Here is a 16,934-nt window from a genome sequence, read left to right on the forward strand (position 1 = left end):
GGCGGCCGCGAGGCGCCGGGCCGGCCCGGCGTCCCGCAGCCGGCCTGCCGCCTCGCTCGCCGACTGGACGATGAGCGGGATGTCCTTCCTGGTGGCGTCGCCGTAGCCCCACTGGAGTAACTGGGTGACGTCGAACAGCCGCCGGTCGAGCACGCCCTTGGCGATCAGCGGGCGGGCGTCGGACGGGATCACGTGCAGGTGGCCCCCACGCACCTGCCCGGAGAAGCTGACCTCGCGGTCGTCCGCGGGCGTCACCCGGTATCCCCGGCCTGTCACCGTGACGCGGTCGCCGGTGATGAGCGTGACCTCGTCCGCGGCGGGAGCCGGGGGCTCGGCGCTCGCCCGCGCGGGCGGCGACGGCGTCACGACCGTGGCCGCCACCAGCAGCAGCAGCAGCAGCAGCGTAACCGCCGGCGCCTTCACGAGCCGCTTCCGTCGCCGTCGGAGCAGCCGTGCTTGCGGTCGATCGTCCGCTTGAGCTCCTCGTCCATCGGCTCCTCGCCGACGACGAGGAACGCCTTGCCGTACTCGGACAGCCCGCCGCCGGTCACGTACAGGGAGTCGGGCGCCGTCGTCGTGACCTCCGCGTCCTCGCCGTCCGAGCCGGGCTTCGTGATCGCGAACTCGGTGATCGTCACGCCGAGCGAGGCCAGGGTCCTGCGCACCTCGCCCACGCGGAGGTTGACGAACGGCTTGCAGTGCAGGAGCTCGCCCCGGCTGCCCAGCGAGGTGACGACCTGGTACTCCTCCCCGGGACGGCCTTCGCGGCCCAGCTTGAGCTCGGCGGCGCCGGTGAAGTCCTTGGCGATGGTGAGCCCGATCGGGCAGCTCAGCGTGGGGGCGCATCCCTCCGGGCGGTCGATCGTCCTGATCTTGTCCGCGTGCGGGAACGGGCCCTTGCTCCACCCCGGGGTGTCGAGGTGGATCTCGCCCACGTAGGAAGGGGGGACGGGCACGACCTTGAGCGAGACGTTCAGGCCCGCCTCCTTGAGCTGGGCGGTGTAGACCTCGGGCCGGGCGTACAGGTCCTTGACCTCGATCAGGTAGTGGTCGCCGGCGTCCTTGATGTTCAGCGCGGAGGCGGGGGCGGCGCCCAGCACGGCCGTGAGCGACCAGCCCGCGGCGACCGCCGCCGCGAGCGGCAGCGCCAGGATCGGCCGCCGCCACAGCGGGCGCCGGGTGCGCGGTGCGGGTTCGGCGGTGTCCATGATCCGGGTCAGCATCTCCACGGCCGCCGGGGTGAGCCCGGGACCGGGGTCGGGGGCCAGGCTTTTGACGACCTCGTCGGGGGTCATGCGCTCTCCTTGGCAAGGCGTACGGCGCGCGTGCCGTACGCGCTCAGGTCGATGTCGTGGGCGGCCAGCTCGGCGGCCAGGCGCTTGCGCGCGCGGTGCAGGCGCTGGCGGACGGCCACGCGCGAGCAGCTCAGCACCTTGGCGATCTCGCCGGTGTCCAGCCCTTCCCAGCCCACCAGCGACAGCAGCTCCCTGTCGTCCTCCGACAGGCGGGCGAACGCCGCCCCGGCTCCTGCCGGGATCCGGTCGGCCGCGGCGGCGCCGGCGGCGAGCTCTTCGCGAAGGCGCACTGTCAGGGCCGTGTGGCGCAGGGCGCCGCGCCGATGGTTGGCCAGGACGCGCCGCGCGGTGCCGTACAGCCACAGCCTGGCCTCGTCACCGGCCGGCACGTCCGCCAGCCGTCGCCAGGCCGTGGTGAACGTCTCGGCGATCACGTCGGCGCAGTCGTCCGGATGGTCGGTGCGACGGCGGACGTAACCGGAGACGGCCGCGTAGTGCTCCGTGTAGAGCTCTTCGAAGCGCTGCCGGGGCGCCACGGCTTCCTTCTGGTTCAGGAATGTCACATGAGAGTGAATGTCCGGCAATGTACCGGTGTGACAGGGCGGGCTTCGGACAGCAAGAAGCCCCAGCTCAGCGAACTGAACTGGGGCTCTGTCGGGGTGCGCCGCCAGGGACTCGAACCCCGGACCCGCTGATTAAGAGTCAGCTGCTCTGACCAACTGAGCTAGCGGCGCTTGCGACAGGTGTAACTGTACCAGCCGCCGCAGGCTGCCCGCACATCAGATCATCCGAGCCGGTCAGCCAGCTCCCGGTAGGTCCCCAGCACCAGCTCCCAGAACCGCGTCACGTCCAGCCCGGTCGCCACCAGCGCGTTCGGCTGCCGGTCGCGCAGGCGGAAGTCGACGACCGTCATCCCCCGGGTGAACTCGCCGATGGTCTCCACGTTCACCATTGCCGGGGTCTGCGTGACCAGGGACGGGTCCATCACGTACGCGACCGCGCAGGCGTCGTGGATGGCCGGGCCGCCGTCGGCGGTCACCTCACCGTAGAACTGGGCGGCGGGGACCAGGAGTTCGGCGAGCCTGCCCAGCGGCCGCATGCGTTCCAGCACGTCGGAGGTGACGGTGGCGGTGAGCGTCACGTCCAGGCCGAGCATCTTGACCGTCCAGCCGGCCCCGAACACGATCTGGGCGGCCTCGGGGTCGGCGAGGATGTTGAACTCGGCCGCCGGGTTGTGGTTGCCGCGGGTGAACGAGCCGCCCATGATGACCAGGTCACGCGCCCATTCGACCACCCGGGGCTCGCGCAGCACGGCGAGCGCGATGTTGGTGAGCGGGCCGATGGCGACCAGGGTGATCTCGCCGGGGGCGGCGCGCAGGGTGTCGATGATGCGGTCGGCCGCGTGCCCGTCGGCGACGGTGAGGCTGGGGGCGGGCAGGACGACGCCGCCGAGGCCGCTCTCGCCGTGCACGGCGGCGGCCCGTACGGTGCGGCGCAGCAGCGCGCCGGAGCTGCCGGCGGTGACGGGCACGTCGCCGAGGCCGAGGAACTCGCGCAGTGCGAGGGCGTTGGCGGTGGTGAGGGAGAGGTCGACGTTGCCGCCGACGGTGGTGATGGCGACGATCTCCAGGCCGGGGGCGCCGGCGGCGAGGGCGAGCGCCATGGCGTCGTCGATGCCGGGATCACAGTCAATGAGGACTTTGGTCACGAAACCGTACGATACGCAAGAATCGGGGCCGGGCAGCTTCCCCCAAAGACTGCCCGGCCCCGATCCGAAGGCGGTCCAGGCCGGCGCCTTCCCCCAAAGGCGCCGGCGGTCCCGCACTGGCAGACCGCGGTCCCCCTCCGCGTCCGCTCCGGTGTAGGTCCTCTCAGGCCGGTCGCACTGCTTCCGACCTGCTTCGACACTACCGAGCCCTATGCAACGGACGCGTCATAACGCAGTTTAATATCCGCCTAATCAGGGCTACGGGATGTCCAAACGGACCTCGGTACCCTCCGAGAGCGAGGTGCCGACCGTGCAGTACTTCTCGTGCACCCGCGCCGCGACCGCCCTGAAGACCTCGTCGGCCTCCTCCGAGGGCAGTTCGACGTCGTAGGTGATGGTGACCGGGCCCAGGCGGTTGGGCTCGACCTTGTCCGCGGCGACGGTCATCGCCAGCCGCACCAGCCGGTGCCCGCGCTTGGCGGTGAGCGGCTCGACGGTCACGATGTTGCACCCGCCGACGGCCGCGAGCAGCAGCTCGACCGGGGTGAACACGCCCTCGTCGGTGCCGCCGCCCATGCGCACCTCGGCGCCGCGGGCGTTCGTCGCCCTGAACCCACCATCATCAGTCCGCTCAACACGCACGTTAGCCATGTTTTAGACCTTACTCAGATGGTTCTCATGTTCGGCACCCACAGTCGTGGACATGGCTCCTCTGCTGCTCTGCTCCGGCGTCGCGGCCGTCCTGCTCGGCACGTCGCGGCCCCTGGCCCTGCTCGTGTACGGCGTCGCGGCGCTGATGACCCTGCGCGGGCACCGGGGGCCCGCCCGCACCCGGGGCACCGTGCTCATCGCCACCGGCCTGGAGCCCGGCGCGCTGCGCTCCCTGCTGGCGAGCCGGGACGACGCCACCGTGGCCGTCTACCGCACCGACCGGGTGACCGAAGAGCTGCGCGACCTCCAGGACAGGTACGGCCTGGTGCTGGTCGTCGGCCAGGAACACGACCCCCGGGCCAAGGAACGGGTCAGCGCCTCCGGCCTGAGCCGGCAGGTGCCCGACATCGCCGAGCGCGAGGTGGTGCTGGCCGGGCCGCGCCACTTCCAGCGGTACGTGCGCGGCGCCCTGGCGCGGCTGGCCGTGCCGGAGACCCAGGTCAGAAGCACGACCGTCAAGTCCCGGCAATAGGCTTAACACGACATTACGCGCCATATGGGACTGTAGCTGGGGACAAGGAGGCAAAGGTGACGACTTTCCCCGGAAGCGCTCGGGTCGAGACGGTCATGGGCACGCAGGTCAGCGTCGACATCCGCACCGCCCTGCCGCAACGCGAGCTCACCCCTCTGCTGGACGATGCCTTCGCCTGGCTGCGCTGGGTGCAGGAGACGTTCGGCGCCACCAGCCCGGACAGCCAGATCACCCGGCTGAACCGCGGCCAGACCATCAGGCAGATCCCCGAGCTCATCGAGGTGCTGCACCGCTGCGACGAGCTGAGCGAGGCGACCGGCGGCTGGTTCGAGGCCCGCAGGGACGGCGTCGTCGACCCGTCCGGCTACATCAAGGGGTGGGCACTGGAACGCCTCTCCCGCGCGCTGGCCAACGCCGGCGCCGTCGACCACCGCATCAACGCCGGCGGCGACATCCGGGTGCGCGGCTCGGCCGCGCCGGGCAAGCGCTGGCGGGTCGGCGTCCGCGACCCGCACACGGGGCTGGTGCGCCGGGTGCTGTTCGCCAACGACCTCGGCATCGCCACCTCGGGCGGCTCCGGGATCGTCAACCCGCGCACCGGGGAGCCGGAGACCACGCTCGGCTCGGTCACCGTGCTCGGCCCCGACTTGGGCGTCGCCGACGGCTACGCCACCGCCATGTACGCGATGGGACCCGTCCTGGCCCGGCGCTTCGCGCTGGAACAGGCGGCGGAGGGACCGTACGAGACATTGATCGTCAGCCGGGACGGACAGGAGTTCGGCACGCCCGGCCTGGCCGGCTACGGCGGGACGGAGACCCGCCTGGCCGGCTAGGCGTCGGGGTGCTCGCGCAGGTAGGCCAGGTAGACAGGACGCAGCGCCTCGCCCAGCTCGCCCTCACCCGCCGCGAGGGCGTCGCTGAGCAGCGCCGAAACGCGGCTCAGGTCGGCCGTGGTCTCCTTCTCGTGGCCGGACGCCGCCTCGGCGGCGGGGATCACCTTCAGCAGGTTCCACAGGAATCCCAGATCCCCGTGGCGCACGGCGTAGCGCACCGCGCGGTCGTGCAGCTCGGCGGCCGGCAGCGATTCCAGATCAGTGGCTTCCATCTCACTCCCTCCCCCATGGGACGCACCTTTCCCTCGTCCGGGGGCCGATAACGTGGGAGGATCAATCAGCGTGAGATTCATCATCCGAACCCTGGCGGCAGCGGCCGCCCTCTGGGTGGCCCTCCAGCTCCTCGACGGCATCCGGATCACCGCCCCTGAGAACTCGCTCTCCTACTGGGGCACGCTGCTGATCGTGGCGCTGATCTTCGGCCTGATCAACGCCATCGTCAAGCCCATCGTCAAGGCCTTGGGGTGCGCGCTCATCGTGCTCACGCTGGGCCTGTTCCTGCTGGTCATCAACGGCGCCATGCTGATGCTGACGAGCTGGATCTCCGGCCAGCTCGACATCCCCTTCCACGTGGACGACTTCTGGCCGTCGGCGATCGTGGGCGCGCTCATCATCAGCGTCGTGAGCTGGATCCTCGGCCTGATCATCCCCGGCGACGACTAGCCTGTCGCGGGTCCACGCGGAGAGCTGACCGGGCCGCGTGGGCCGGCGTAGGTCAGCTCGCACTTCCCGTCGGCGCACGAGCGCCGCAGCCGGCCCATCGAGACCGTCTGGGCCAGCCCGATCGCCCAGCACGCCGGGCAGCCGCGCAGCGCCAGCAGCCCGACGGGGGCCAGCAGCAGGCTGACCGGCCCGAGCAGCGGCAGCAGCGCCACCGCCCCGGCCAGCGCCCCGAACCCGGCCGCCCCGCGCAACAGGTGGCGGGGCAGCGACGCGCTCGCGAAACTCCTGCCGTCAGACATCTCCGGTTCCCCTCTCCAGTGTGTGGTGGACGGCCGCCCGTGCCCGGTGCAGCCGTGACTTCATCGCCGGGACGCTGAGGCCGAGCGCGTCGGCGACCATCCGGCCGCTGATCCCCTGCACGTCCCGCATGATCAGCACGCGCCGCTGGTCGGCGGGCAGCGCGGCGATCGCCGCCGCCACCCGCCCGGCCTCCAGGCGGTCCAGCACCTCCTCCTCCGCCGACCTCGCGGCGGTCTCCGGGGGCGGCGCGGGCGGCCGCCCCAGCATGCGGGCACGGCGCAGGCACTCGTTGCGGACGATGCGGAACATCCACGACGCCAGCGCCCCGGACGCCCGCAACGTCCCGATCTTCCGGTAGAGGATGATGAGCGCTTCCTGCGCGGCGTCCTCGGCGTCCTCCGGGGTCGCGCACAGCGAGCGGGCGAAGCGCCGCACGTGCGGGTGCGAGCCCGACACCAGCGCCGCGATCGACTCGGCGTCGCCCTCCTGCGCGCCCGCGATCAGCCTGGCGCCGGGCCAGGACTGCTCAGCCACGCGACCTGCTCCTGCGGCGCAGGACGAGCACGCACGTGCAGACGAGCACGGCCCCGGCGATGACGGCGGCGGCGACGATCATGACGACCTCCCTGGTCGATGGCTTCTCGGTCATAAGAGGCAGGGAGGCGGTCAAAGGATTCAGCGGGCGGCGACGGAGCCGCGCTCGCGGAGGGTGGGCTGCTGGACGACGCGGCGGCGCCGGGCCCCGCCGTCGGCCGCCTCCGCCATCAGGCGGACCGCGGCCGAGACGATCCCGTCGATGTTCCAGTCGACGGTCGTCAGCCCCGGCGTGAGCAGCCCGGACATCGGATGGTCGTCGTAACCCAGGACCGACACGTCGCCGGGGATGGACAGGCCCAGCTCCGCCGCCGCCGCGTAGACCCCGTACGCGATCGAGTCGGCGAAGCAGAAGACGGCGCTCGGGCGGGCGCCGGAGAGCAGGGCGCGGGCGGCGGCGGTGGCGGCGGCCAGGTCGTGCGGGGCGGTGGCGACCTCGATGTCGAGGCCCAGCCGGTCGCCCTCGGCGGTGACGTGCACGTCGGCGGGGCGGTCGGGGGTGCTGGGCCGGGTCGGGGTGAGCACGCCGACGCGGCGGTGGCCGAGGGCGCGCAGGTGCTCCAGGGCGAGCGTGACGCCGCGCCGGTTGTCGAAGACGACCTCGCCGGCCGTGCCCGCCAGCGAGTCGCCGATCGCCACGACGGGCAGCGACTCGCACAGCTCGGGCCAGAACTCCGCCGCCGGGTCGAGCGGCTGCACGATCATGCCGTCGACGCGCTGGTCGCGGAGCTGCTGGGCGAGGGCGCGCTCGCGGCCCGGGTCGCCGACGGCGTCGAGGATGAGCGCGTAGCGGTCCTTCTCGCGCAGGCCGCGGCTGATGCCGACGGCCAGCGACTGCTGCCACAGGTCCTCCAGCGAGGCGCAGAGCAGCCCGATCATGCCGGTGCGGCCGCTGGCCAGGGCCCTGGCGATGGGGTCGGCCTCGTAGCCGAGCCGGTCGGCGGCGGCGCGCACGCGCTGCATGGTCTCCTCGGAGACCTGGAGGCCGCGCAGTGCGTAGGAGACCGCGGCGGGCGACAGACCGGTCGCCTGGGCCACTTCCCGGAGCGTCGCTCGCTTGCGGGGCATCCTGACACCCTAAACGGTGCCGGTGACAGAAGCTCCCTAGTTTCATGTATTGTCAGTCGGAAATACAGGAAGGAGCCGTTCCGGTGAGCATCGACGTGCACCAGCATGTCTGGACGCCCGCGTTCGTCCGCGCGCTGCGCGCCCGCGCGACCCCGCCGCGCCTCGACGGCTGGACGCTGCTCCTGGACGGCGAGCCGCCCTACGAGGTGGACCCGGCGGCCCACGAGCACCGCGACACCACCGGCCTGGAGCTGGCGCTGGTCTCGCTGTCGAGCCCGCTCGGCATCGAGTCGCTGCCGCCCGGCGAGGCGTGGCCGCTGCTCGACGCCTACCACGCGGGCGCGCTGGCGCTGCCGCCGCCGTTCGGCGCCTGGGCCGCCACCTGCCACAGCGCCCCCGACCCCGACCGGCTGGCCGCCGACCTCGACCGCGGCTTCGCCGGCCTGCAGATCCCGGCCACCGCCGGGTTCGACGACGCCCTGCTGGAAGTCCTCACCGACCGCGACCTGCCGCTGTTCGTGCACCCGGGCCCCGCCCGCGGCCCGGCGGACGGGCCCGGCTGGTGGCCCGCGGTCGTCCCGTACGTGCAGCAGATGCACGCCGCCTGGCACCGCTTCCACGCCGAGGTACGGCCCCGGCACCCGCGCCTGCGGGTGTGCTTCGCGCTGCTCGCCGGACTCGCCCCGCTGCACACCGAACGGCTCATCGCCCGGGGCGGCGGCGGCCGGGGCGTGGTCGACCCCGACAGCTACGTGGAGACCTCCTCCTACGGGCCGCGCGCCATCGACGCCGTGGTCCGCGAACTCGGCGTCGACGTCGTCGTCAACGGCTCAGACGCCCCCTACGGCACCGCGCCCGACCTCGGGCTGGGCGCGGCGGCCGCACATGCCGTCCATGTCACCAACCCGCGCCGCCTGCTCGGCGGAAAGGAGTCATCAACGTGAGCGAGCACCTCGGCACCCCGATCCCCGAACGCACCCTGGACCGGCGGGAGCTGCGCGACCTGGTCGACCGGCTGGCCGCCGACCCCGCCGGCTGGCAGGACCAGGTCGACTTCCCGGCCGACGGCCGCAGGCACTACGCCTCGCTCTACCGGGACGCGTACGTGGACGTGTGGCTGCTGTGCTGGCGGCCGGAGGACGACACGGGCTGGCACGACCACGACGTGTCCTCCGGCGCGGTGCACGTGGTGGAGGGCGCGCTGCTGGAGTGCAACCCGCGCATCGGCGGCGAGCACCTGGAGACCGTGGTGCCCGAGGGGCGCTCGTTCTCCTTCGGCCCCGACCACATCCACCGGCTCACCGGCGCGACCGAGCGCAGCGTCTCGATCCACGCCTACTCGCCGCCGCTGTGGCGGCTGGGCCAGTACTCGATCGACGACAGCGGCGTCATGCGGCGCGTCTCGGTCAGCTACGCCGACGAGCTGCGGCCCCTCGACGGCGTCAGCGCTGTGGCCTGAGCACGCAGCAGCTTCCGCAGGCCTCCACGTCCGGCAGCGTGATCCACAGGCAGCACGTCCGGCGGAAGTAGCCGTCACCGGCGGGCTCGACGAGCCCGTCGACCGGCTTGCCGATCTCCTTGAGCAGCCCCATGTAGTCGGCCCGCTCGATCTGCGTCAGCGGGTGCGCGATCGCCTCGGCGGTCGAGCCCCACAGCGTCCGCTCGCCCACCTTGGCCATCGCGCTGAGCGCCCGGACGAGCGGGCGCTGCGACTCGGCGAGCGCGCCGCCGATCGCGGCGGGCGCGGAGTCGCCCGAGGCCCAGGTCACGCCGGTGGCGGCGATCGTCACCCCGGCGTCGGACACCTTGAAGTACGTGTCGGCCAGGCGCATGATCGGCACCCGCCCGTCCAGCGCCCAGCCGAGCGCCATAGGCAGCGTGTGCCAGTAGCCGTAGGTCTTCCAGAACAGCGCCGCGCCGACGTGCCGTGGCGCGTTCCAGCGGGCCGCCGTCTGGTCGACCAGCTCACCCAGCAGCGTGTGGGGCTCGCGGGCCAGCTCGGCGGCGGGGGTCCAGCTCTCGTCGGGATCGATGACCAGGCCCGGCTCGACACCGATCACGCCGCCGCGCGCGTCGGCCATCCGGGTGAGCACCTCGGTCAGCACGTTCGATCCCTTCGCCTATAGGTAAGCCTTGCCTAAGGTAGCAGGGCGTCCGGCGAACCAGCCAGCGACCAGTTGCAGCCCCACCATCGCCAGCCCGAACACCAGCGGCGCCGTCCACCCGCCCGATTCCTGCCGCAGCAGCCCGAACACCAGCGGCCCCACCGCCGCCAGCAGGTAGCCCGCCGACTGGGCCACGGCCGACAGCGCCGTCACCTCGGCCGGATCGGCCGGCCGCATCGCGATGATCAGCAGCGCCAGCGCGAACGACGCGCCCTGCCCCACCCCCAGCACGATCATCGACAGCCACGGCAACGTCGCCGGCGCCACCAGCACCGCCACGTAACCCGCCGCCGTCAGCAGCGTCGCCGCCATCACGTACGGCACCTGCGACGGCCGCCGCCCCGCCAGCACCGGCACCGCCAGCGTCGCGCCCACCTGCACCAGCGTCGTCAGGCTGAGCAGATAGCCCGCCTGGTCCGCGGGCAGCCCGGCGTCCAGGAAGATCTTCGGCAGCCAGGCCAGCATCACGTAGAAGGTGAGCGACTGCAGGCCCATCCAGGCGGTCACGTACCAGGTCACCCGGCTGCGCACCACGGCGCGGAACGGGCGCGGGCCCTGCCTCGGCGCCGCCCGCCCGCCGAACGCCTGCGGCAGCCACAGCAGCGCCGCCACCAGCGCGGGCACCGCCACCAGCGCCGACACGCCGCGCCAGCCGTAGCCGGTGACCTGCTCCAGCGGCACCACCAGCGCCGACGACGCTGCGGCCCCGCCCACGATGCCGGCGCTGTAGACGCCCGTCAGCAGGTTGACCCGGCCCGGGAAGTGCTGCTTGACGAGGCCCGGCATGGCGACGTTCATCACCGCGATGGCCGTGGCCGCGACGGCGGCGCCCGCGTACAGCACGAGCGGGCCGTCGAGGCCGCGCACCGCCACGCCGCCCGCCAGCACCAGCAGGCCCGCCAGCAGCGTGCGGTCCAGCCCGATCCGCCCGGCCAGCATCGGCGCCACCGGCCCGAACACGCCCAGGCACACCACCATGACCGTCGTGATGCCCCCGCCGCCCGCGGGCGTCAGGCCGGTGTCGGTCATGATCTCGTCGAGGAGGGGGGAGATGCCGGCGATGGCCGGGCGCAGGTTCAACGCGGCCAGCACGAGCCCGGCCACGAGGAGAGCAGCTCTCATAGCGGATCTACCTTCCCATATCCGTTGACAACGTTGTCTGCGCCGGATCGGTGCGGCAGTATCCAGTCGTGAGACCGACGATGAAGGACGTCGCCTCGGCGGCCGGCGTGGCCCTCAAGACCGTGTCCCGCGTGGTCAACGGCGAACCCGGCGTCCACCCCGCCACCGCCGACCGCGTGCGCGCCGCCATCGACACGCTCGGCTACAGCCGCAACGAGAGCGCCCGCGTCCTGCGCCGGGGCCGCACCGCCACGATCGGGCTCGTCATCGAGGACGTCGCCGACCCGTTCTACTCCTCACTCGGCCGCGCCGTCGAAGACGTCTCCGCCTCACACGGCTGCCTCCTGCTCAGCGGCTCCTCCAGCGAGGAACCCGCCAGAGAACGCGAGCTCGTGCGCACCTTCTGCGCCCGCCGCGTCGACGGGCTCATCATCGTCCCCGCCGGCGCCGACCACACCTACCTGCGGCCCGAACTCGACGCCGGCACCCCCGCCGTCTTCGCCGACCGGCCCCCCGGGCCCGGCGTGGACGCCGACACCGTGCTCAGCGACAACAGCGGCGGCGCCGCCCTCGCCACCCGCCACCTGCTGGCCCACGGCCACACCCGGATCGCCTTCCTCGGCGACGACCCCGCCATCTTCACCGCCAACCGGCGGCTGCACGGCTACCGCGCCGCCCTCGGCGACCGCTACGACGAACGGCTCGTCGCCATGCGCGCCCCCGACCTCGATTCCGTACGGGCCGACCTGCGCCGCATGCTGGCCCTCGACCAGCCCCCCACGGCGGTGTTCACCGGCAACGGCCGCCTCACCGTCACCGTCCTGCGCGCCCTCGCCGGGCAGCCGATGGCGCTCGTCGGGTTCGACGACTTCGAACTGGCCGACCTGCTCGTCCCCGGCGTGACCGTCGTCGCCCAGGACCCCGCCGGCATGGGCCGCACCGCGGCCGACCTGCTGTTCCGCCGCATGGCCGGCGACACCGGGCCCTCCGAGCACCCGCTGCTGCCCGTCCGCCTCATCCCCCGCGGCTCCGGCGAGCTGGTGCTGTGACCAGAAGGGTTCACGCGCCTGGCCGTCCCCCACCTCCACGTGGTGCCCCGCCTCCTCCAGAGCGATGACGGCCTCCCGTTCGCTCAGCTGGGGAACCAGAACCAGGTCGCTCACCCGACCGGCGTCGCCACCCGGCGCGGCGGGCGCAGCGAACCCGCCAGGGCGAACGCCACGGCCACACCCGCGGCGCCCGCGGCCACGATCGCCACCTGCGGCGAGAACACCTCGCCCAGCACCCCCACCAGGGCCGCGCCCGCCGCCTGGCCCGTCATCAGACCCGCCGACAGCAGGCCGAACGCCTGACCGCGCACCTCCTCCGGGACCGCCTCCAGGAAGCGGCGCTGCAGGCCCAGCTGGTACGACAGGCCCGCCGCCGCCACCGCCGCCAGCACCGCCGCCCAGCCGGCACCCGGACCCGCCACGAACCCCAGCCACGGCACCCCGAGCAGCACCGCGAGCGGCAACGACAACCGCTCCCGCAGCAACGGCGCCGCGAACCTGCCCACGGCGAACTCCCCCACCGCCATGCCACCGGCCGCCGCCGCCAGCACCACGCCCGCCTCCCCCTGGCCGCCCAGATACGGCACGATCATCGCCTCCGCCCCGGCCAGCCACAACGTCGGCGCCCACGACGCCAGCAACAACCCCCGCACCCGGGGATCGGCCACGAGCATCCGATTCACCCGCAACGTCTCCCGCACCGCCCCCGCCGAACCCCCACCGAAGCCGACCCGCCTTGCGGAGGCGCCCCGCCCACCGGCGACGACCCGCTCCCCGGGGACGGCGGCCGGCCCCTCGGGCTCGGGATGGGCGGGGGAAGCGGTGTGGTCGGCCGGCGCGGCCTCGGAGAGGGTGGCGGGCTTCGGGAGGGGGGTGCGGCGGGGGGTGTGGTGGGGGAGGCCGAGGCGGAGGATGAGGGCGGCGACGGCGGAGAGGCCGGCCGTGGCGGCGAGGGCCGTGTGGGGCCCGGCGGCGGCGAGGAAGGCGCCGCCGACGGCGAGGCCGGCGATCTGGGCCGAGGCGGAGGTGACGCCGAGGAGGGAGCGCCCGAGGACGAAGGCGTCGCCGGGCAGCACCTCGGGCAGCAGGGCGCTGCGCGCGGCGCCGAAGACGGGCGAGAACAGCCCGGTGACGAGGACGAGCGCGAGCATCGCCCAGACGGGCAGTCCGGCGTAGGCGAGCAGCAGGCAGACGACGACGCGGACGAGCTCGCCGGCGATCATGAGGCCGCGGGCGGGGAGCCGGTCGGCGAGGGAGAGCAGGAAGAGCCCGCCGAAGATGTAGGGCAGCCAGCCGGCCATGTAGGCGGCGGCGGACAGCCCGGGTGACCCGGTCTGGGCGAAGACGAGCACGGACAGGGCGAGCATCTTGATGGAGTCGCCGGCCACGAGCAGCGCGAAGCTGCCGAACAGGACCCGGAACTCGCCTACCGCGAACACCTCTCGGAAGGTGGCACCGCGTTCGGTGGACTCGGTGGACACGTACGGCTCCTTCACAGGCTGGGGGCGGCCCCGAGGGAGGGTGGGGCCGCCGGGTTCGATGGTGGCGGGCGCCGGCGTACGGAGGCGATGCTTTCGGATATAACCGAAAGGTGGGTGTGAGCATTGAGGTGACCCCGCAGGACGTGGCGGCGAGCAGGTTCGCGATCTCGCCGCTGATCGAGACGATGCACGCGCAGTGGGTGCTGAGCGGCCGGATCGGTCCGGGGCCGCATCGGCGCTGGCTGGAGCGGTGGCGGGGGGCGTACGAGGAGTTGGAACGCCGGCATCCGGTGCTGGAGGCGATCCTGTACGTGGCGGCGAACAAGGGGCAGGCGAACGTGGACTTCGTGGCGCCGCCGCCGGCCGGGTTGAAGGTGCCGTTCGAGGCGGAGCTGGCGGCGGTGCGGGTGACGCCGGTGGAGCAGGCGCACGCGGAGATCGCCCGGGTGCTGGCGGCGCGGGCGCCGGTGCCCGCGCCGGCGCGGGAGCTGCTGCTGGGCGGCGACGTGGTGCGGCTGGTGGCGGACGCGTTCGAGGAGTTGTGGAGCAGGATCGTCCGTCACAGCTGGCCGTTCTTCCACGCGATCCTGGAGCGCGACGTGGTGCAGCGGGCCGGGCGGCTGGCGACGTACGGCTGGGCGGCGGCGCTGGAGGACCTGAGCGCGCAGGTGCGCTGGCACGACGACGGGCACATCACGGTGCGCGTGTCGGGGCGGGAGCGGCATCGGCTGGGCGGCCGGGGGCTGCTGTTCGTGCCGTCGGTGTTCACCACGGGGGTGGGCGCGTATCTGGCGGAGGCGTGGCCGTACGCGCTGGTCTATCCGGCGCGCGGCACGGGCGTGGTGCCGCCGGCGGCGGACGGCGCGGGGCTGGTGGCGCTGATCGGCCGGACGCGGGCGCGGATCCTGGCGGAGCTGGCCACGCCGGCGACGACGACGCACCTGGCCGCGCTGCTCGGGCAGAGCGTGGGCGGGACGGGCGGGCACGTGGCGGCGTTGCGCGGCAGCGGCCTGATCACCGGCACCCGGACGGGGCGCAGTGTCCTGTATGCGCGGACCGCGCTGGGGGACGCCTTGATCGCGGGTTCCCTCTAACCTTTCCTCTGGAGAGCACGAAGGTATAGTCAAAGCGCATCCGTTCAGCAACAACGTTCACGATCCAGGGGGCGCGCGCCATGAACGACGACGCCGTACAGGAAGCCCGCTTCCCGCACGAGCTGATGTACGCGGCGGCGTCGCAGTACTACCTCCAGGACGCCACGCAGGCCGACATCGCCAAGCGGCTCGGGGTGAGCCGGGCGACGGTGAGCCGACTGCTCACGGAGGCGCGCAAGCAGGGCATCGTGGAGATCCGCGTGCACCGGCCGGCCACGCTGGCCGAGGGCCCGCTGGCCGGTGAGGTGGCCGACGCGCTGCGGCTGCGGCGCGTCTACCTGGTGCCCCGGGTGAGCGGCCCGGCGCTGGGCCCGTGGCTGGCTCCGGGCCTGGCCAGGGCGCTGGCGGGGGCGGAGCTGAAGTCGGGCGACGTGGTGCTGGTGTCGTCGGGCAGCACGGTGTACGAGTGCGCCCGCGAGTCGCTGGGCCGCTATCCGGGCGTGACGATCGCACCGGCGGTGGGCGGCCAGCAGGACCCCCAGCCGTGGTTCCAGACCAACGAGACGACCAGGCTGCTGGCCGAGCGGGTGGGCGGCGTGCCGAGCTACCTGTACGCGCCCGCTTTGCCGGGTCCCGAGCTGTTCTACTCGCTGCGGCACGAGCCGTCGGTGCGCCGGGTGATGGACCAGTGGGCGCACGCGAAGTGCGCGATCGTGGGCGTGGGGTCGCCGCCGCTGATGCGGCAGGTGGTGCCCGCGTTCGTGCCGCGTGACGCGCCGAGCCTGCGTGAGGCGGTCGGCGACGTGTGCTCGCGCTTCTACGACCGTGACGGCGAGCCGGTGGGCTATCCGGGCAGCGAGCGCCTGGTCGCGGCCGGTCTGGAGGAGCTGCGGCGCATCCCTCACTCGATCGCGGTCGCGGTGGGCGCGGAGAAGGTGCTGTCGATCGTCGCCGGGGCCAGGGGCGGCTACTTCAACCAGCTCGTCACCGACGCGCTCACGGCCGAGAGCCTGCTCGCCGCCACTCGCTGACCCTTCTCCCGGGTGAACCCCAGGTCACAGCCATGCCAATTCCGTGAACAGAATTGCTGGACAAATATTCTGAGCCGGGCTAGCGTGAGGCGCACCACAGGACGTGACCCTGCGTGAGGGGGCGTCCCTGGTCGCACTCGGGGGACGCGACGCAACGAAACCGTCCGTGAGGACGTAGCGAGTGAGGAATGATCCCGTGAACACAACCAAGATCCGGATCGCGGCCGTGGCGGTCCTCGCGACTTCCGCGCTCGCCGCGTGCGGCTCCGGCTCCACCGGCGGCGACGCGGGCAGCGGCGGCACCGGCGGCGGCGTCGAGAACGCCAAGGTGGCCTTCCTCATGCCGGACCTCGCCTCCACCCGGTACGAGCTGCAGGACCGGCCGCTGTTCGAGGCCAAGGTGAAGGCCCTCTGCCCGACGTGCAGCGTCATCTACCAGAACGCCGACTCCGACGCGGCCAAGCAGCAGCAGCAGGCCAACTCCGCGCTCGCCCAGGGCGTCAAGGCGATCGTGATCGACCCGGTCGACTCCGCCGCCGCGGCCACCATCGTGAAGTCCGCGCAGTCGCAGGGCGTGCCGATCATCGCCTACGACCGGCCGATCCCGGCCACCCCCGCCGACTACTACATCTCCTTCGACAACGAGAAGATCGGCGCCATGATCGGCCAGTCGCTGGTCGACCACCTCAAGGCGGAGAAGGCCGAGGGCGGCCTGCTGCAGGTCAACGGCTCGCCCACGGACGCCGCCGCCGGCCTGATCAAGAAGGGCATCCACTCGGCCATCGACAACAGCGGCTTCAAGCTGCTGGCCGAGTACGACACCCCCGACTGGCAGCCGGAGAAGGCGCAGACCTGGGTCAGCGGCCAGATCACCCAGTTCGGCGACGACATCGCCGGCGTGGTGGCGGCCAACGACGGCACCGGCGGCGGCACGATCGCCGCGTTCAAGGCCGCGGGCAAGGACGTGCCGCCGGTGACGGGCAACGACGCCGAGGTGGCCGCCGCCCAGCGCATCATCAAGGGCGACCAGTACAACACGATCTCCAAGCCGATCAAGATCGTGGCGGAGGCCGCGGCGGACGTCGCGTTCAAGTTCATGAAGGGCGAGAAGCCGGCCGGTGAGGCGACGCTGTTCAACACGCCGTCGCAGCTGTTCACGCCGACCGTGGTGACGCGGGAGAACATCAAGGAAGTGCTGTTCGACAGCGGCATCATGAAGGCCGCCGACGTGTGCACGGCCGAGTACGCCGAGGGCTGCACCGAGCTCGGCATCAAGTAGGGGAGTCTC

Annotated in this window: 21 protein-coding genes, 1 tRNA gene and 1 pseudogene; 9 read left to right on the top strand and 14 right to left on the bottom strand. The window is 72.9% G+C overall.

What is annotated here, in order from left to right:
- The 6 genes and pseudogenes from KME80_RS18675 to KME80_RS18700 all read right to left on the bottom strand — a co-directional run.
- Positions 1 to 423, bottom strand: a pseudogene (locus tag KME80_RS18675) (hypothetical protein); the annotation flags it as partial.
- Positions 420 to 1,295 (bottom strand): hypothetical protein, encoded by an 876-nt coding sequence (locus tag KME80_RS18680; protein ID WP_219506904.1) that lies wholly within the window; start codon positions 1,293 to 1,295, stop codon positions 420 to 422. The gene KME80_RS18680 and the pseudogene KME80_RS18675, both read right to left, overlap by 4 nt.
- Positions 1,292 to 1,858 (bottom strand): RNA polymerase sigma factor, encoded by a 567-nt coding sequence (locus KME80_RS18685; RefSeq protein WP_308125824.1) that lies wholly within the window; start codon positions 1,856 to 1,858, stop codon positions 1,292 to 1,294. The genes KME80_RS18680 and KME80_RS18685 overlap by 4 nt, the downstream gene beginning before the upstream one ends.
- A 97-nt stretch (positions 1,859 to 1,955) precedes the next feature.
- A tRNA-Lys gene (locus KME80_RS18690) sits at positions 1,956 to 2,029 on the bottom strand.
- A gap of 50 nt (positions 2,030 to 2,079) precedes the next feature.
- Positions 2,080 to 3,003, bottom strand: coding sequence for a nucleoside hydrolase (locus KME80_RS18695; RefSeq protein ID WP_219506907.1), 924 nt, complete (start codon positions 3,001 to 3,003; stop codon positions 2,080 to 2,082).
- Positions 3,004 to 3,261: 258 nt separating this feature from the next.
- Positions 3,262 to 3,654, bottom strand: a complete 393-nt coding sequence (locus KME80_RS18700; RefSeq protein WP_219506913.1) for an OsmC family protein — start codon at positions 3,652 to 3,654, stop codon at positions 3,262 to 3,264.
- Positions 3,655 to 3,706: 52 nt separating this feature from the next.
- Between KME80_RS18700 and KME80_RS18705 the strand changes: the two genes are divergently transcribed.
- Positions 3,707 to 4,186 (top strand): ferredoxin reductase domain-containing protein, encoded by a 480-nt coding sequence (locus KME80_RS18705; protein ID WP_219506915.1) that lies wholly within the window; start codon positions 3,707 to 3,709, stop codon positions 4,184 to 4,186.
- A gap of 56 nt (positions 4,187 to 4,242) precedes the next feature.
- The gene (locus KME80_RS18710) at positions 4,243 to 5,019 is read left to right on the top strand and encodes an FAD:protein FMN transferase (RefSeq protein WP_219506917.1); all 777 of its coding nucleotides are present in this window, start codon (positions 4,243 to 4,245) and stop codon (positions 5,017 to 5,019) included.
- Here the strand turns inward: KME80_RS18710 and KME80_RS18715 are convergent.
- Positions 5,016 to 5,291 carry a hypothetical protein gene (locus KME80_RS18715; RefSeq protein WP_219506919.1) on the bottom strand — a complete coding sequence of 92 codons (276 nt, stop codon included), beginning with the start codon at positions 5,289 to 5,291 and terminating at the stop codon, positions 5,016 to 5,018. The two genes, KME80_RS18710 and KME80_RS18715, sit on opposite strands and share 4 nt — an antisense overlap.
- Positions 5,292 to 5,361: 70 nt before the next feature.
- Here KME80_RS18715 and KME80_RS18720 point away from each other — a divergent pair, with 70 nt between their 5' ends.
- Positions 5,362 to 5,742, top strand: a complete 381-nt coding sequence (locus tag KME80_RS18720) for a phage holin family protein (protein WP_219506921.1) — start codon at positions 5,362 to 5,364, stop codon at positions 5,740 to 5,742.
- On the opposite strand, the gene KME80_RS18725 is transcribed toward KME80_RS18720, so the two are convergent.
- Genes KME80_RS18725 through KME80_RS18735 form a run of 4 tightly spaced genes read right to left on the bottom strand, consistent with a single transcriptional unit; the run spans position 5,739 to position 7,704 of the window.
- A complete protein-coding gene (locus KME80_RS18725) occupies positions 5,739 to 6,041 on the bottom strand; it encodes a hypothetical protein (RefSeq protein ID WP_219506923.1) in 303 nt (100 codons plus the stop codon). The two genes, KME80_RS18720 and KME80_RS18725, sit on opposite strands and share 4 nt — an antisense overlap.
- Positions 6,034 to 6,576, bottom strand: coding sequence for an RNA polymerase sigma factor (locus KME80_RS18730; RefSeq protein WP_219506924.1), 543 nt, complete (start codon positions 6,574 to 6,576; stop codon positions 6,034 to 6,036). The genes KME80_RS18725 and KME80_RS18730 overlap by 8 nt, the downstream gene beginning before the upstream one ends.
- Positions 6,569 to 6,691, bottom strand: a complete 123-nt coding sequence (locus KME80_RS51875; protein ID WP_281427050.1) for a hypothetical protein — start codon at positions 6,689 to 6,691, stop codon at positions 6,569 to 6,571. Before KME80_RS51875 ends, KME80_RS18730 begins: the two co-directional genes overlap by 8 nt.
- 26 nt (positions 6,692 to 6,717) lie before the next feature.
- The gene (locus KME80_RS18735; protein WP_219506926.1) at positions 6,718 to 7,704 is read right to left on the bottom strand and encodes a LacI family DNA-binding transcriptional regulator; all 987 of its coding nucleotides are present in this window, start codon (positions 7,702 to 7,704) and stop codon (positions 6,718 to 6,720) included.
- A gap of 83 nt (positions 7,705 to 7,787) precedes the next feature.
- On the opposite strand from KME80_RS18735, the gene KME80_RS18740 reads away from it, so the two are divergent.
- Positions 7,788 to 8,648 carry an amidohydrolase family protein gene (locus KME80_RS18740; protein ID WP_308125825.1) on the top strand — a complete coding sequence of 287 codons (861 nt, stop codon included), beginning with the start codon at positions 7,788 to 7,790 and terminating at the stop codon, positions 8,646 to 8,648.
- A complete protein-coding gene (locus tag KME80_RS18745; protein ID WP_308125826.1) occupies positions 8,645 to 9,163 on the top strand; it encodes a cysteine dioxygenase in 519 nt (172 codons plus the stop codon). The genes KME80_RS18740 and KME80_RS18745 overlap by 4 nt, the downstream gene beginning before the upstream one ends.
- Here KME80_RS18745 and KME80_RS18750 read toward each other — a convergent pair.
- Both KME80_RS18750 and KME80_RS18755 read right to left on the bottom strand, forming a co-directional pair.
- A complete protein-coding gene (locus KME80_RS18750; RefSeq protein WP_219506928.1) occupies positions 9,147 to 9,809 on the bottom strand; it encodes a (2Fe-2S)-binding protein in 663 nt (220 codons plus the stop codon). The two genes, KME80_RS18745 and KME80_RS18750, sit on opposite strands and share 17 nt — an antisense overlap.
- A gap of 15 nt (positions 9,810 to 9,824) precedes the next feature.
- On the bottom strand, positions 9,825 to 10,991 hold the full coding sequence (locus tag KME80_RS18755) for a CynX/NimT family MFS transporter (protein WP_219506933.1): 1,167 nt from the start codon (positions 10,989 to 10,991) through the stop codon (positions 9,825 to 9,827).
- 68 nt (positions 10,992 to 11,059) lie between these two features.
- Here KME80_RS18755 and KME80_RS18760 point away from each other — a divergent pair, with 68 nt between their 5' ends.
- Positions 11,060 to 12,040 carry a LacI family DNA-binding transcriptional regulator gene (locus KME80_RS18760; protein ID WP_372455365.1) on the top strand — a complete coding sequence of 327 codons (981 nt, stop codon included), beginning with the start codon at positions 11,060 to 11,062 and terminating at the stop codon, positions 12,038 to 12,040.
- 110 nt (positions 12,041 to 12,150) lie between these two features.
- On the opposite strand, the gene KME80_RS18765 is transcribed toward KME80_RS18760, so the two are convergent.
- The gene (locus KME80_RS18765) at positions 12,151 to 13,521 is read right to left on the bottom strand and encodes an MFS transporter (protein WP_219506934.1); all 1,371 of its coding nucleotides are present in this window, start codon (positions 13,519 to 13,521) and stop codon (positions 12,151 to 12,153) included.
- Positions 13,522 to 13,637: 116 nt separating this feature from the next.
- On the opposite strand from KME80_RS18765, the gene KME80_RS51880 reads away from it, so the two are divergent.
- The 3 genes from KME80_RS51880 to KME80_RS18780 all read left to right on the top strand — a co-directional run bounded on the left by KME80_RS51880 (position 13,638) and on the right by KME80_RS18780 (position 16,925).
- A complete protein-coding gene (locus KME80_RS51880; protein WP_219506936.1) occupies positions 13,638 to 14,615 on the top strand; it encodes an ArsR/SmtB family transcription factor in 978 nt (325 codons plus the stop codon).
- A gap of 80 nt (positions 14,616 to 14,695) precedes the next feature.
- Positions 14,696 to 15,646, top strand: a complete 951-nt coding sequence (locus KME80_RS18775; protein WP_219506943.1) for a sugar-binding transcriptional regulator — start codon at positions 14,696 to 14,698, stop codon at positions 15,644 to 15,646.
- A 196-nt stretch (positions 15,647 to 15,842) separates the two neighbouring features.
- Positions 15,843 to 16,925: an ABC transporter substrate-binding protein gene (locus KME80_RS18780; protein WP_219506945.1), complete on the top strand. Its 1,083-nt coding sequence runs from the start codon at positions 15,843 to 15,845 to the stop codon at positions 16,923 to 16,925.
- The last annotated feature ends 9 nt before the right edge of the window (positions 16,926 to 16,934 follow it).

The organism is Nonomuraea ceibae (genome assembly GCF_019396325.1).
In the GTDB taxonomy this organism is placed as follows: domain Bacteria; phylum Actinomycetota; class Actinomycetes; order Streptosporangiales; family Streptosporangiaceae; genus Nonomuraea; species Nonomuraea ceibae.